The organism is Acinetobacter proteolyticus, from assembly GCF_000367945.1.
Classification (GTDB): domain Bacteria; phylum Pseudomonadota; class Gammaproteobacteria; order Pseudomonadales; family Moraxellaceae; genus Acinetobacter; species Acinetobacter proteolyticus.
This window is the reverse complement of sequence record NZ_KB849179.1, coordinates 2,836,784-2,852,301: the sequence shown is the minus strand read 5'-3', so window position 1 is coordinate 2,852,301 and position 15,518 is coordinate 2,836,784. Positions and strand designations below refer to the sequence as shown.

General features: G+C 43.1%; 15 protein-coding genes. 12 read left to right on the top strand and 3 right to left on the bottom strand.

What is annotated here, in order from left to right:
* Positions 1–15: 15 nt before the first annotated feature.
* The 9 genes from F993_RS03835 to F993_RS03875 all read left to right on the top strand — a co-directional run bounded on the left by F993_RS03835 (position 16) and on the right by F993_RS03875 (position 8,844).
* A complete protein-coding gene (locus F993_RS03835) occupies positions 16–669 on the top strand; it encodes a Rieske 2Fe-2S domain-containing protein (RefSeq protein ID WP_004656497.1) in 654 nt (217 codons plus the stop codon).
* Positions 662–1,576: a hypothetical protein gene (locus F993_RS03840; RefSeq protein WP_004656496.1), complete on the top strand. Its 915-nt coding sequence runs from the start codon at positions 662–664 to the stop codon at positions 1,574–1,576. The genes F993_RS03835 and F993_RS03840 overlap by 8 nt, the downstream gene beginning before the upstream one ends.
* A complete protein-coding gene (locus F993_RS03845; protein ID WP_004656494.1) occupies positions 1,573–2,190 on the top strand; it encodes a glutathione S-transferase family protein in 618 nt (205 codons plus the stop codon). Before F993_RS03840 ends, F993_RS03845 begins: the two co-directional genes overlap by 4 nt.
* A gap of 117 nt (positions 2,191–2,307) precedes the next feature.
* Positions 2,308–3,249 carry a LysR substrate-binding domain-containing protein gene (locus tag F993_RS03850; RefSeq protein ID WP_004656492.1) on the top strand — a complete coding sequence of 314 codons (942 nt, stop codon included), beginning with the start codon at positions 2,308–2,310 and terminating at the stop codon, positions 3,247–3,249.
* Positions 3,250–3,563: 314 nt separating this feature from the next.
* Positions 3,564–4,472 carry a hypothetical protein gene (locus F993_RS03855; protein ID WP_004656490.1) on the top strand — a complete coding sequence of 303 codons (909 nt, stop codon included), beginning with the start codon at positions 3,564–3,566 and terminating at the stop codon, positions 4,470–4,472.
* Between the two features lie 97 nt (positions 4,473–4,569).
* Entirely contained in the window at positions 4,570–5,064 is a 495-nt protein-coding gene (locus F993_RS03860) for a nucleoside deaminase (protein WP_004656488.1), read from the top strand.
* A 110-nt stretch (positions 5,065–5,174) separates the two neighbouring features.
* A complete protein-coding gene (locus tag F993_RS03865) occupies positions 5,175–6,782 on the top strand; it encodes an ABC transporter ATP-binding protein (RefSeq protein ID WP_004656486.1) in 1,608 nt (535 codons plus the stop codon).
* Positions 6,783–6,810: 28 nt separating this feature from the next.
* On the top strand, positions 6,811–7,917 hold the full coding sequence (locus F993_RS03870; protein WP_004656485.1) for an ABC transporter permease: 1,107 nt from the start codon (positions 6,811–6,813) through the stop codon (positions 7,915–7,917).
* Positions 7,918–7,926: 9 nt separating this feature from the next.
* The gene (locus tag F993_RS03875; RefSeq protein WP_004656483.1) at positions 7,927–8,844 is read left to right on the top strand and encodes an ABC transporter permease; all 918 of its coding nucleotides are present in this window, start codon (positions 7,927–7,929) and stop codon (positions 8,842–8,844) included.
* Positions 8,845–9,264: 420 nt separating this feature from the next.
* Here the strand turns inward: F993_RS03875 and F993_RS03880 are convergent, their stop codons facing one another.
* From F993_RS03880 to F993_RS03890, 3 genes are read right to left on the bottom strand one after another with little or no spacing between them, the layout of a single operon-like run.
* Positions 9,265–9,834 carry an L-threonylcarbamoyladenylate synthase type 1 TsaC gene (locus F993_RS03880; protein ID WP_004656482.1) on the bottom strand — a complete coding sequence of 190 codons (570 nt, stop codon included), beginning with the start codon at positions 9,832–9,834 and terminating at the stop codon, positions 9,265–9,267.
* 36 nt (positions 9,835–9,870) lie between these two features.
* Positions 9,871–11,004: a DNA-processing protein DprA gene (dprA, locus tag F993_RS03885; RefSeq protein WP_004656481.1), complete on the bottom strand. Its 1,134-nt coding sequence runs from the start codon at positions 11,002–11,004 to the stop codon at positions 9,871–9,873.
* A gap of 10 nt (positions 11,005–11,014) precedes the next feature.
* On the bottom strand, positions 11,015–12,166 hold the full coding sequence (locus F993_RS03890) for a LysM peptidoglycan-binding domain-containing protein (protein WP_004656479.1): 1,152 nt from the start codon (positions 12,164–12,166) through the stop codon (positions 11,015–11,017).
* Positions 12,167–12,288: 122 nt separating this feature from the next.
* On the opposite strand from F993_RS03890, the gene def reads away from it, so the two are divergent.
* The 3 genes from def to F993_RS03905 all read left to right on the top strand — a co-directional run bounded on the left by def (position 12,289) and on the right by F993_RS03905 (position 15,463).
* Positions 12,289–12,819, top strand: coding sequence for a peptide deformylase (def, locus tag F993_RS03895; RefSeq protein ID WP_004656477.1), 531 nt, complete (start codon positions 12,289–12,291; stop codon positions 12,817–12,819).
* Between the two features lie 20 nt (positions 12,820–12,839).
* The gene (locus F993_RS03900) at positions 12,840–13,277 is read left to right on the top strand and encodes a DUF2946 family protein (RefSeq protein ID WP_004656476.1); all 438 of its coding nucleotides are present in this window, start codon (positions 12,840–12,842) and stop codon (positions 13,275–13,277) included.
* Positions 13,278–13,351: 74 nt separating this feature from the next.
* Positions 13,352–15,463, top strand: a complete 2,112-nt coding sequence (locus tag F993_RS03905; protein WP_032812758.1) for a TonB-dependent copper receptor — start codon at positions 13,352–13,354, stop codon at positions 15,461–15,463.
* Positions 15,464–15,518: the final 55 nt, after the last annotated feature.

Genomic DNA, 15,518 nt, shown 5'->3' with positions numbered 1-15,518 from the left:
TTGAGGAAAATGGGCATGATTACAGGTCAATGGATTCCGTTAGTGCCTTCTATACTGATCGAAACAGGTGAGGTAGAGCAGGTTCTGGTGAGGGATAAAGATGTTGCTGTCTGGCGTTCCATGCAGGGTCATGTTCAAATCTGGGAAAACCGTTGTCCACATCGTAGTGTGCGTTTAAGTTTGGGGCAGGTACAGGGTGAAAGTCTGGTCTGTGCCTATCACGGTTGGCAGTTTGCCGCAGAAGATGGGCATTGTCAGCGTATTCCTGCTCAGCCTGAACAGCGCGCACCGAAAAGTGTATGTGCAAGATCTTATGCAGTCATGGAAAATTCAGGCCTGATTTGGTATGGCGAAGATGCTTTACCTGACATTGATCCTTTATTTGAGGAAATACAATTAGTCTATGCAGGGTCTGTCACTATCTCGGTCACACTGTCTCAAGTACAAGATTACTTATTGGCAGCGGGTTTGACTGAATGCGCTATGCACAATGGATTGAGTTGGCGAGATGATGCAGATCGTACATTGCGTATTTATCTCACGCCGACACAGACCAATGTTGTGACGGTACATGCCATGCTATTGCAAAGCGCAAAGCCTACTCAATGTCATCCTTTATTAAAACAGATGCGAGAAAATCTGGAGTCGGAGAAACTCAGCCATGCCTAATACACAGCAGTATTCTCAGATGATTTCATCTAGTTTGATGGGTGAATGGATCGTGGTTGCTTCAGAGCAGGAATTCCTTCAGTGCCAGCAGATAAAAACATGTCTGGATGGACAAACTTTAAATATCCATCGAGATATCATCGATGGTGTCCATGTTTATCAGGTGAAGTTCGATTCACTCGAGGCAGATATGTTGAATTTGGCTGTGCAAGTGGCTTTTGGTTTTGTATGGTTATGTGTCGGAACTGAGAAAAAACCATTATTTCAGCTTGATGAATATGAAATTGTAGAAGCACGCCGTGTGCCATGTGGTGCTTACGGGGTACGCACATCACCATTACGTGGCATAGAAAATTTTCTGGATATGGCACATTTCCCGTATGTGCATACAGGTATTTTGGGAGCTGAACCAGAAACTGCAGTCAAACCCTATCACGTTGAATGGCGTGAAGATGTCGATGAAATCTGGGCAACGGAATGTTTTTTTACTCAACCACTTGCCGCACCGAGTTCACCTCAGCCGCAGGAAACTGAATATATCTATCGCGTTGCTTCCCCCTTAAACGCAATTTTATATAAAGTGAATACTGCGGCTAAGGGGATTATTCCTGCTGATGTAGTGTGTCTTTTCATTCAACCCCTGAGTGAAACTCATATTCGGGCGCATTTACTGATGATTTTGGATGATCAGACGAGCAGCATGACCGATATGGTTTTATTTCAACAGAAAATTTTTACTCAGGACAAACCGATTCTGGAAAATCATCTGCCTTTAAAACTTCCTTTGGAAAAACTGGAAATTCCGACAAAAGCTGATGCACTAGCGACCGCATATCGCAAATGGCTGATCACCAAGAATTGGAGCTATGGAGTACATAAAAGCATGCAAACGGAGCAAGTGGTATGAATGTGAATCTATCAACATTGCCTCTAAATCTTGCCGATGATCCATTATCGACAGATTGCTATAGTGTACGTTTGTTACTTGAGTTTTTACAACTTCCTTACCAGTCTGTATATGCAGATGTTGAGCAATTCGATAATAAATTTGAATCGCCAGTTTTATTAGATTCTTCTTCAAACATATCTGGGCTGATGTTCATCTTTCAATATTTAATTGAATTAACAGGAACACAATCCCAATGGATACCAGTTTATTTGTCATCGCAAATACAGGATTGGCATGATTTTAATGAGAAACTCAAACTGAGTTTGGCACAATTACGTCAGGCCAGTCTGACAATGGATCAATTTTTGACAGATGAAAAAAGATTATTTAAGCAGGCAGCGCAGCAGCTCCGTGAGCTGGATGATCATTTATGTGAGCAAACCATTTGCGGACACCGTTATTTATTGGGTGGGCAACTGACGGCGGCTGACTTGATTGTATTTCCTCAAGTTGCATTGGCTTGGGATGCGGGTGTAAGTTTGCTGCCTTTTTTACACATCCGTCGTTGGATCAATCATATTCGCCATCAACCAAAATTTATTCCGATGGCTGGTTTATTGGCTATCAACTGAGATAAATCGTAAAACTGTTTTTATTTTAATCATTGTGAATTGTTATGTCTTATTGTAGGTCAGAGACGGTATAAATTTTGCGTATAGACTCGGGTCATCTTAGATAAGGACGAATTGGTGATTCATCCAACAAATAAATGGGAAGCATTAGACGCACATTTGCTGCAAGTTTTATATGTGCTTTTAACAGAAAAAAGTGTCTCTAATGCAGCCAAACGACTGAATCAATCACAACCTGCCATTAGTACCGCTTTAAAAAAATTAAGGGAAATCACAGGTGATCAGCTTTTGGTACGTAGCCGCAACGGCATGACCCCTACTGAACGTGGTTTATCCTTACTCGAGCCAGTGAGTCAGGTATTAAGTCAGCTTGAATTAATTGCCACCCAACAAGTTAATTTTGACCCAGCACAATCGCGTCAGGTATTTAATCTAGCAGCATCAGATTATTTAAACCCCATCGCGATTGGTGAAATTCTTCGTAGGATTCATGTAGAAGCACCCCATTGCACGGTTATTATGCATTCCATGGGACATAATGTAGATTATGCACACGCATTGGAAAGTGGTATGTACGATGCGGTGATTGGGAACTGGCCACAGCCTCCTGAATACTTACGTCTTGCTCCATTGTTCGAGGATGAAGTGGTCTGTTTGCTGCGTAAGTCGCATCCTCTGGCGCATAAGACTCTGTCGGTGGATGATTATCTTAATGCTGATCATATTGCTCCAACACCTTATACCGTAGGACAACGTGGAGTCATCGATTTACATTTATCCAAAGAGCGCTTAAAACGTAATATTGTGGCATTTATTCCGTACTTTGGAATGATTCCTTATATGCTGCTACAACTTGACGCGATTTTTTCTGCTCCGCGCTCATTTTCTCGCCATTATAGTGCATTATTGCCTTTGACTATTTCCGATGTGCCAATCCAGTTTCCCAAAATTTCTTATTATCTACTTTGGCATGAACGTCAGCATCGTTCTCCGGAGTTTCGCTGGTTCAGAGAACTGGTGATTTCTGTTCTGAGAAACGATAGTCATGTGGTCAATTAACGAATATCTAACCTCATTCTCTCAATCACTTAAGCTTAAGCATAGGAAGATAACATTCATTTTCCTGCGCTGAATTCTGTCTGTGATTTCATGACATCGGTTCAAAAACAATCATTTTATTGTTTATATCTGTTTTAACATAAGCAACATTGCACTTTTTTAATATGCCAATCTTTGGTAGGAAATTTGCCTTTATCACAGGGTCAGATCGTTTTGCATTGGGGCAAACGTGATTTTTGAAAAGCCATCATTATGAGTCTTGAGATGAATATTGTGAGCTTTGATCTTGAGAAAATGATAAGGGGAAATGTGCAATGAACGTATTACAACAAGGTAATGCATTAAAAACGCTAATGACTGCTATGGCGACTATTCTGGGGGGAATTGGAGTCATGCAATCTGCACAGGCTGCCACATGGAGCGATACGTCTATTGGGTGGCGTTACGGATCACAATTTGCAGAACCGTATAAAAACGATTCAGATGACAGTCGTACGGATATCACCAAACAAATTTTTAACCTGACCTATGCTAGTGGTGATAAGTACGGTTCAAACTTCTTTAATGTCGATTTACTTCAGTCAGATGATGAACCGAATAGCACTCAATCCAATGATAAAGGGACTCAGGAAGCTTATGTGGTCATTCGTCGTTATCTGGATGCTGGCGCCATTACTAAGACAAATTTATCTGTACCGGGCTACATTCGTGGTGCAGGTTTAACGTTGGGGCTGGACTGGAACACTAAAAATGATAGTTATGGTTCAAAAAAACGTATGTGGGTAGTAGGGCCAACTATTCAATTTGATGTGCCGGGTTTTCTAGATTTTAGCGTATTGGCATTATTTGAAAGTAATGATCCTTCATCAGATACCCCGCGATTTGGGTATTCTTCGGGGCGTTACACCTATGACACTCATGCTGCTGCACAGTTTACATGGGGCATTCCAATTGGAAAAACACCGCTATCTTTTGAGGGATATGCACTTTGGATTGATTCAAAAGGAAAAAATGAGTCTGGTGGTGATACAAAAGCTGAAACCCATATTGATGCACGTGTGATGTATGACTTGAGCCCAGTTATTGGGTTAAAAGGCAGCAAGTTACGCGCAGGTGCAGGCTATGAGTATTGGAAAAATAAATTTGGCAATGACACCGATGGTTTTGCAGGAAAAGGTGCCACGGCCAGCACACCAATGGTTCGGGTTGACTATCATTTTTAAAAATATCGTGAATGATGCAGATAGAGCATAAATAGAAAATTTTACTTACGCTCCGTCTTTATGATCAATCGTTATTAAATTAAAAGAGACATCAAAAATGACATTAAATGATCAGGCAACAGCACAAGATCTGTTTTTCCTAAGAAGAACGTTTGAATTGGCAGAACAAACTAAATTGCAAGGCCGACATCCCTTTGCTGCAATTGTGGTGAATGCACAAGGCGAGATTGTCACTCAGGCAGGCAATAATTCATTACCTCCGACAGGTGATCCCACCCGTCATGCTGAAACTGTTGCAGCAGGGCAGGCCGCACGACTTTTGTCATTGGAACAGTTGCGTAATTGTACTTTATATACCAATGCTGAACCCTGTGCGATGTGTTCTGGTGCGATTTATTGGACTGGCATTGGTCGGGTCGTCTATGGCATGAGTGAAACACAACTCCTAGAAATTACAGGGAATCACCCAGAAAACCCGACGTTATCTTTACCTTGTCGTCAGGTATTTGCTAGTGGACAACGAGAAATAAGGGTCATTGGGCCGTGTTTGAGTGAAGAAGCAGCGCAAGCACATCAAGCGTTTTGGACTTAATTAAGTCACTAAACAGATTTTTTATTTAAATATTATTCACAAAATAAAGTGATTGCAGCATGGCATGTCCCTTGCTTCTCTCTAATCACATGAGCTAAAGAGATGACCTGATGGCTTTACCTACCGATAAAATCTCTGTTGATCCAGACTTGAATATGAGCACCAGCAGACCTGCACCTATCTTGCAGAAAAATCGTCTGGAGTTGATCAATATAACGAAACAGTATGGCAGTTTAGTGGCCAATGACCATATTAATTTACAGGTCGCACCCGGTGAAATCCATGCAGTATTGGGTGAAAACGGCGCAGGCAAAAGTACTCTGATGAAAATTATTTATGGGGCAGTCAAGGCCGATGAAGGAGAAATTGTTTGGAATGGTCGCTCTGTCGCTATTGAAAGTCCTGCTGCGGCCCGACATTTGGGAATCGGTATGGTGTATCAACATTTTTCTTTATTTGAAACATTGACGGTAGTGGAAAATATTGCACTGGGCTTGGATGAAAAATTTGATTTAAACGTATTATCCAAACGCGTCATTGAAGTCTCTGAAAAGTATGGATTACCCATTGATCCGAAAAGAACCGTTTATAGTTTATCGGTTGGAGAGCGACAACGTGTTGAAATTGTACGTTGTTTATTGCAAAACCCATCATTGTTAATTTTAGATGAACCCACTTCGGTACTCACACCTCAAGCAGTATTAATCTTGTTTGAAACGTTACGCCGTTTAGCCAGTGAAGGGGTATCAATTTTATATATCAGCCATAAACTCAATGAGATACAGAGCTTATGCGATTGCGCTACTATTTTACGGGGTGGAACCGTGACAGGAACTGCCATTCCTAAACAGGAAAGTACCGCAAGTCTGGCTAAGATGATGATTGGGCGTGATCTTCCTGCTTATCAACATCCTGTTTATGTGGGCGAGAGTAAGCCTATATTTGAAGTGAAACAGCTCAATGTTCAGGCACCTGATCTTTTTGGAACCTCGCTCGAACATATTCAGCTTAGTGTGAAAACAGGAGAGATTCTGGGTATTGCAGGTATTTCTGGAAATGGTCAAGCCGAACTGTTGATGGCCTTATCTGGTGAAATTACGACTGCAAAAGGCTGCGTAATGTTAGAGGGACGGGCGATCGGCCATTTAAATGCGGGGCAGCGCCGCGCACTGGGTTTTGGTTTTGTGCCTGAAGAGCGTTTGGGACGTGGTGCTATTCCCGCGATGAGTTTAACTCAAAATGCTTTACTGACCGCATTTCGGCAAGGTTTTGTGCGTTATGGATTGGTCAATTACGAAAAAGCGCGTCATTTTGCACAAGACTGTATTCAGAAATTTGCGGTAAAAGCCTCTGGAACGGCGACTGTCGCGCGTTCTTTGTCGGGTGGCAACCTACAAAAATTCATCGTAGGCCGTGAAATCCTGCAACAGCCTAAAGTTATGGTGGTGGCCCAACCCACTTGGGGGGTCGATGTCGGTGCAGCCGCCTTTATTCGTCAAACACTAATTGATCTGTCGCGTCAGGGTGCCGCCATTATTGTAATTTCTGAAGAATTGGAAGAATTATTTGAGATCAGTGATCGAATTGCTGTTCTGGCCGCAGGTCGCCTAAGTGAAGCTCAATCTGTGAATGAAACCAATGCTGAAACAATTGGTTTGATGATGTCCGGATTGTATCGGCAATCGCAAAGCCCATGCGTTTTAGACGCATCTGCTTAGGTCTATATCATTTGAACTGGGGTTACATATGCATTTACTCGAACCGCGTGATCATCCATCGATTTTAATGAAGTGGATCTCTCCCTTAATTGCTTTGGTGGCAACGTTCTCTATTGGCGGCCTATTATTTATGATTTTAGGGAAAAATCCGCTTGAAGCTTTTCAGGTGTTTTTTATTGAACCCTTATCCAGTTGGTATGGCTGGAGTGAGTTGATTATTAAAGCTAGCCCCTTAATTTTAATTGCATTAGGACTATCTATTGGATTTAAAGCCCGTATTTTTAATATCGGTGCTGAAGGTCAGCTTATTATGGGGGCAATTTTTGGGGGTGGTTTAGCCATTGCCTGTCAGGGAATCTCCGCATTTTGGATATTACCTTCTATGGTGATTGCTGGTGCAATTGGCGGAGCCTTATGGGGGGCTATTCCTGCATTACTAAAAACCCATTTTAATGCGCAAGAAACTCTAACCACATTAATGCTGAATTATATTGCGACATTTATTTTACTGTATTTGATTAACGGGCCGTGGAAAGATCCCGAAGGCATGAATTTTCCACAATCGGTTATGTTCGACGATGGAACTTTATTTCCTATTTTATTTGAAGGCACACGAATCAATACTGTGATTGGGGTGACCATTTTTGCAGTGTTGGCATTCTGGCTGTTTAGTAAACGCAGTTTTCTTGCATATAAGCTCGAAGTCGGTGGTCAAGCACCTGATGCTGCACGTTACGCGGGGTTTTCTGCAAAGCAGGCTATCTGGTTTAGTCTTATGATCTCAGGTTTTATGGCAGGTATTGCAGGCATTGGTGAGGTTGCAGGTCCGGTTGGACAACTCAATCCAAATATTTCTCCAGGTTATGGTTATGCCGCAATTATTGTGGCGTATTTGGGACGATTAAACCCGATCGGGATTGTTTTGTCAGGATTTTTGATGGCCTTGCTCTACATTGGCGGAGAAACCGCACAGCTAAATCTACAACTTCCTGCGGCAATTACAGGATTATTTCAGGGAATGTTGTTGTTTTTCTTATTGGCTGCGGATGCTTTCATCGAAAATCGCTATCGGTTTGGTCGGTCTAAAACAATGAAAAAGCATACCTTTCCCATTGTATCCACTGAAACAGCTTAGGAGTTAGACATGATTGATTTAGTTCCAATTTTGGCGGGTACTCTGGCCGCGGGCACACCCCTGATTTTTGCAGGAATGGGTGAGTTGGTTGCAGAGCGAACAGGGGTGATTAATCTGGGTGTTGAAGGCATGATGTTGATTGGTGCCGTTGCGGGTTTTGCTTTTTGTGCAAGCACAGGTCTAGGGCCTGCGGCAGGACTTTTGGCAGGGGCCATTGCTGGTGCGGGTGCTGCACTCATTTTTGCAATTTTGGCACTTTCGCTCGCAGCTAATCAGGCCGCTTGTGGGCTTGCGTTAACCATTTTCGGTGTGGGGTTATCCGCTTTCGTGGGGCAACATTTTGTCAGTAACAGTTTGGAGGGTTTAAAGGCACTGGATATTCCCGTCCTGTCGGAGATCCCTTTTATTGGACCGATTTTATTTCACCAAAATTATGTGGTGTATTTATCGATTTTATCTTTTTTTGTCATTTGGTGGATTTTGGCACAAACCAAGCTGGGTTTATTGCTTAAAGCGGTGGGCGAGTCACCAGAGTCAGCACATGCCATGGGTTATCCAGTATTGTTGATTCGTTACGGTGCCGTGTTGTTCGGTGGAGCAATGGCTGGAATAGGTGGGGCATTTTTATCTACGATATATACGCCATTATGGGTTGAAAATATGGTCGCAGGCCGTGGTTGGATTGCCATTGCACTAGTGGTATTTGCAGTCTGGAAACCTGCACGATTGATGGTCGGCGCGTATTTATTTGGTGGTGTCACCATTTTACAATTCCATGCGCAAGCGTTGGGTCTTGATCTGCCTGTTGAATTACAGGCTGCGTTGCCGTATGTGGCTACGATTTTAGTTCTGGTCTTGATTTCACGTGATAAAAAACTATTGCAAATGAACTTACCTGCATCATTGGGGAAATCCTTTATTCCTTAATGTTTTTATGATGATGAATAGATGAATCAGGTTGGATCATCTATTTATCATCAGAGTTTAAGCATCTAAAATTAAGATTTTAATTTTTTTTGCCGTGTCTTCTATATGATTTGCAAATATATTTTTAAGATTTATTAAATTTATGATCAAAAAAAAGCTGAATAAAAATATAAATATAATTTTATTGAAAATGCAGAACTGACAAAATTGGTACGCTTTTCACACTTTTTGTTAGATAAATATTATATTTGTATAAATGTGATTATTCCCTCATAATAGCAAACATAGCGAGATGATTCATTTGAGAATGAATAAGTTGCTTATCAAATTTGCGAACCCTCTGGATGTGATTATACACATCCTTTTTATGCTCAGTTATCCCTATATAACTGAGCTTTTTTTTGTCCGCTATTCACCTAATTAGGCGCGAACCACTTCACCCGTGAAGGCATTTAAAATGCGACTTGGTTCGCTACTCAACCCTAAATCTCCTTGTAGGTAATTTAAGTTATTACCAAAATAAGCCTGAGCATCTTGCAATCGTTGCGCGGGTGCAAGACCTGCTGGGTTGGCGCTGGTCGAAACAATAAAGCCGCCAAAGTGCTGACATAATGCCATGCATAGTGGATGCGTGGTGACTCGAACTGCGACCAAGGGATGTTGGCCTTTGATCCATGTTGGAATACTTTGATCAGCGGGAAGTAGCCACGTTGTGGCACGTTCTGTTTCAAGGCGATTCGACCACGTCGCAATCACTTGCTGACGGATTGTTGTGTCTAAGTCCTGCAATAAATGTTGTACTTGTTGTATATGGCCAGCCAATAAAATCACCCCTTTTTCAACTGGGCGATGTTTCAGTTCCAGAATTTCCTGAAATGCCTGCTCATTGAAGGGATCACAACCCAATCCCCAAACTGCTTCTGTCGGATAAGCTAGAACTTGTCCTTGTTTTAAAAGTTGAGCTGCTTCAGAAATAGAGGAAGTAATCATGGGATGTATGTGAAAACAGGAGAGAGTATGACTAGTTTAATGCATTGGGCGACAACGTAAATAGCGTCCTGCTTGTTGTAGACATAAACCCAGTAATTCCAATTCCATTAATTGGGCGGTTAGCTCTGCAATCGTGATTGGATGGCGCAGCGCCAGTTGATCCAAATCTTGTCCAATCCAGTCCAGACTCTGATACAACGCAATCAAATGTGCGGGCAGGCTTGGTGGAGGAGCAGTACTGGCTTCATCCGTTGGGTGTTGTTGGGCTTGCCATTGCGTCGGTAGCGCTAAATCTTCGATGACCTGTTCGGGATGATCGACCAGAATCGCACCTTCACGAATCAGTTGATGACAGCCTTGATGGTGTTCACTATAAATATGCCCTGGAATCGCAAAGACCATTTTACCTTGATTGGCTGCTTCATTCGCGGTGATGAGAGAACCACTTTTCAGTGCTGCCTCAACCACCAATACACCCAGACTCAGACCACTGACAATTCGATTGCGTCTGGGGAAGTGTTGTTGTAGGGGCATCGTGGTTGGTAGAAACTCAGTCACGATGGCCCCAGATTGGGTAATTTGCTGTGCCAGTTGTTTGTGCTGAGCAGGGTAGACGCTATCTAGACCTGTACCTGTCACTGCAATGGTTCGTTGATGTGCCAATCCACCTTGATGTGCGGCTTGATCAATCCCATGTGCCAAACCACTGCTGATATAAAAGCCTTTTTCACTTAAATAATAGGCAAAATCATAAGCGACTTGGCGTCCATGTGGACTCGGTTTACGGCTGCCGACCATAGCAATCTGTGGTTGTAATAAGGCCTGTGCCTGACCTTGTCCAAATAAAATGGGTGGACGATCTGCATATGGCAAGAGCTGAGTGGGATAACCCAGATCTTCTGGCGTTAAAATAAAATCACTATATTTACAGACTAGATCAAGCAATTGTTGGAATTGGTGTTGACCCTGAGGGCTTTGAAATTCGGCTAAACGTTTTAAGTGATTGGCGTGTAAGCCCAATTGTGACCATTCTGGGAAACGATGTGGTTGTATTGCTTGTTCACAGCCACCAAAGTGCTGCTGAATTTTGCTGAAACTCGACAACGAATGCTGAACCAAGTACCACACCAACACAGTGTGATAGTGATGAGGTGATAATTGATTCAACATAGGCATTTACTTAATCATCTAAACGAGGTGGCTTAATATCCGAACCAAGCTTGATCGGTAGCTCGCTTTCAAGGATATAGGCATAGCTGATACGATCAAAGCTCTTAAAGATCATGGCGCTACCTAGATATTGTCCAGGGAGTTTCACTTTCTCTTTGGTCTTCGGATCTCGGACCACTTCACCATCTTGATAGACACTGAACACTTGACCAATTTCAACGCCGTCTGCGGTGCCACGATCAACGGTGACCACGCCATTTTTGGCTGCTGTGCCAATTGAACCCATCACACGAATGATTTTACCGCCGTCTTTTACCTGATTAGCATCAATTGGGTAGAATAAGGTTGGTAGCATGGCATCCTGTTCAGCCATAACCCGATCGCCACGACGAACTTCACCGTTGTAACTATCGGTGAGTTCAACTGTAGTGATGTCATTTTCATTGCGAATGGCAACAGCCGAAGCCACTTGCGTCAGCTCAACCCCAAGATTCTGTTTCTTGCCATTTTGATCCAATACGATGTACGGTTCACCTTCACGGAATACGCCATAACGTTGACCGTTTTCAAGGCCTTTACCACGTACGTAAACACTTTGGCCTTTACCTGCAAGTACGCGGTTGTCTGTTGTACCCAAGATATAAGGGGTATTGGCAATCGCATCTGCGGGTAGAACTGAAGTACGTTCTAGCCATTGCTGAATATGAGCCAAGGGAATCACAGGAACGCTATTATTCAAGGCCTCAACACGTACTTGAGGACGTAAATTAGAAGTATTGCCTGTATAGCGGCGAATGATACCGTCACAACCATCACCTTCATCTTTACCGATTAAAGGTTTACCGTTCAAACTACAAAGTAGTAAGCGATCTCCAGGATAAATCCAGTGCGGATTTTTCACATGTTTATTGCTTGCCCAAATTTCTGGCCAGCGCCAAGGCTTACTTAAAAACTTCCCTGAGATATCCCAAAGCGTATCGCCTTTTTTCACCACATAAACATGTGGCGCACCGACTTTCACTGAAGGAGGACTGACATTTGGGCTTGCTGCATGGGCGAAATTCACGCTCATCCCCAAACCTGCACAAATTGCTGCAGCAATCAGTTGTTTTTTTAACCCCAAGGCATGAAATGAGTGTATGCCGTTTAAAACCTTTTTCATTATCATAATTCCTAAAAATTATGTGTGTAGTTGCGCTATAATAACGACTTTACACACAATTTTTTGATCAAGCATTCCCTTCAGTTGGTTTTTTGATCAATGGCATAAGTGAGGACGACAGTATGGCCTTATTACCTATTTTAAGTTTTCCTGATCCCCGCCTTCGTACCATTGCCAAGCCAGTCGAAGAAGTCACTGATGATATTCGTCAGCTTGCAGCAGATATGTTTGAAACCATGTACGAGGCACCGGGTATAGGCTTAGCGGCAACTCAGGTTGATCATCATATTCAGCTTATTGTTATGGACATCTCTGAAGAGAAAAACCAACCGATGGTGTTCATTAACCCCAAAGTCATTCCACTGACCGAAGATACGCAGCCTTATGAAGAAGGCTGTCTCTCTGTGCCTCAAATATACGACAAAGTTGAGCGTCCGTCACGCGTAAAAATCGAGGCAATTAACCTTGAAGGTCAAGCATTTGAGTTAGAAGCTGACGAACTTCTCGCTGTTTGTATCCAACATGAAATGGATCACTTAAATGGCAAACTTTTTGTCGACTATTTATCGCCATTAAAGCGTCAACGTGCACGTGAGAAAGTGGAAAAAGTGGTTCGCCAACGTGAAAAAGAAAAAGTAAGCGTCAAACGTTAAGCGATAGACACTTTTTAAAGATGCTCTCTTTGTTTCGTTGTGGCTTGCTGCTGGCTTTAACCGCGGTCTGTTTGCAGATTGCGGTTTTCTTGCAGCCGCTACTTCCGAAGCAATATCAAATCGCGCCTGTCTGTGAAACTATTACTCAGGCGTTGCTGTTGCCTAAGCTACAAGCTTCGCATAGCCATTCGGTCCATGCATCTCAGCATCACGAGCATCAGCTTGAACATGTTCAAGTATCGATGCCACAACATGATCATCACGATCCTAACCACCAATGTCAGTACTGTACGGTCTATGCCAATCTGGTCTTGCCGCCTGAATTGGGGGTGAAAGAGGTTCTGGTCCGTATCCAAATCCGTTTAGTTGCGTATCAACAAGCCTTTAAGCATGTTTATTTTGCACTGCAACGGTTATTCTTGTTGCCTCAAGGGCGGGCTCCGCCACTCTTTGCATAAATTAAAACTTTCTTTTCGTTAGGGTTTTTTGGAACTCTGACTCTGTTTTATCTATGTTTTAAGAGAGACCGATGATGGCTCAACCTAAATTTTTATTACAACCGCTGACGGTTGCGATCTTGGCTGCTTCAAATACCGCAATGGCGTGGGCAGAACCTGTTCAGCATGAGCAGGCACATGTCTCAATGGCACCGATTGTGGTCACTGCACAACAACCGAATGAGAGCAATGGTTTGGTGGTACAAGCTGATCCTAAGAAACCGATTCAACCCATCCCTGCGACAGATGGTGCCGACTATCTACAAAGTATTATGGGTTTTAACTCAATACAAAGTGGTGGCACCAATGGAGATGTGACCTTTCGTGGTATGTTTGGTTCCCGCATCAAGATTTTAACCGATGGTACGGAGAACCTTGGTGCATGTCCTGCTCGTATGGATGCACCGACCTCTTATATCTCTCCTGAAAGCTATGATCGTATTTCAGTGATCAAAGGGCCACAAACGGTTCAATATGCCAATACTGGTTCAGCAGCAACGGTGATCTTTGAACGTGAACCTGAAAAACTCACCCAAGACAAACCCTATCGTGGACAGGCGAGTGTATTGTGGGGTTCATTTGGGCGCTTAGATCAGAATGTTGAAGCGGCGATTGGAGACGAGAAAAAATATATCCGCTTAAATGCCAACCGCTCTGAATCGAATAGTTATCAAGACGGCGATGGCAATACCATCCCGTCTTCATGGGAACGTTGGAATGCCGATGTTGCATTGGGCTGGACCCCAGATGAAAATACTTGGTTGGAATTGACCGGTGGTAAAGCGGATGGTGAAGCTGAATATGCTGGGCGTGGTATGGATGGGGCACAATTTGCCCGTGAAAGTTTAGGTTTACGGTTTGAAAAGAAAAATGTCACTGATGTAATCAAGAAAATTGAAGCTCAGGTGAACTATAGCTATAACGACCATATTATGGATAACTATAGTTTGCGTACACCGCCATTGGTTGAAATGAGCCATGATGGCATGACCATGCTGATGCCAAACCCGATGGCCATGCAAGTGACACGCCGTACCTTGAACTCGCGTTTGGCCATGACGTCTGAATGGAATCAATGGAGTTTAATTACTGGAGTTGATTCTCAGTTCAATAAACATGGTGGCAGTATGTCATCGCCGACCATGCCATCGATGAATGTACCCTTCCGTCAGGATATGCGCTTCCAGTCTTATGGTGCTTTCGGTGAGTTGACTTATCAATTGAACCCGCAGAATAAGATTGTGACAGGTGCTCGCGTAGACCAAGTCACTGTTGATGATGAGCGTGTTGATTCGAAAGCCAAAGGTTTTAACACTCAACTTGAAAAAACCTTACCTAGTGCTTTTGTTCGTTTGGAAAATCAAAATACCGAGCATGGCGTGAACAGTTATGTAGGCTTGGGTTATGTCGAACGTATGCCAGATTATTGGGAATTGTTTAGTCCTGAACATGGTAATGCTGGTTCAAGCAATACCTTTAATGGGGTACGCCCAGAGAAAACTTTGCAGTTAGATCTTGGTTTTACTCAGCAGCAGGGGGCATTTAACTCATGGGTGTCGGCATACGCAGGGCTAATTGATGACTATATTCTGATGAATTATCATGATCATAGCCATATGCATGCAGGTGGACATGGCGGGCATGGCAGTAGTGGCATTACCGCGGGTGCGAAGAATGTGGATGCAACCATTGCCGGTGCTGAGGCAGGCATTGGCTATCAGTTTACTGACCATATCCAAGCAGATGTGAGTGCGATGTATGCGTGGGGTAAAAATACCACGGACAATACACCCTTGCCACAAATTGCACCTTTGGAAGGACGTGTGAATCTACGTTATGTTGCTGATAAATATACACTTGGTATGTTGTGGCGTGTGGTGGATCAGCAAAATCGCATTAGCTTGCATCAAGGGAACATCGTGGGGTATGACTTGAAACCAAGTGCAGGTTTCTCAACGATTTCATTGAATGGTAGCTATAGTCTGAATCAAGATATTGATCTTTCGGTGGGAGTTGATAACGTCTTGGACAAGACTTATACCGAACACCTGAATAAAGCAGGCAGTTCAGGTTTTGGTTTTGCCAGCGAGGAGCAATTCAATAATACTGGCCGCAATTACTGGATGCGTATGAGCATGAAGTTCTAAGCTAGGTTAGAATCAATCAGCTCAATGACCTGCATTGGGCTGATTGAGATTTGAA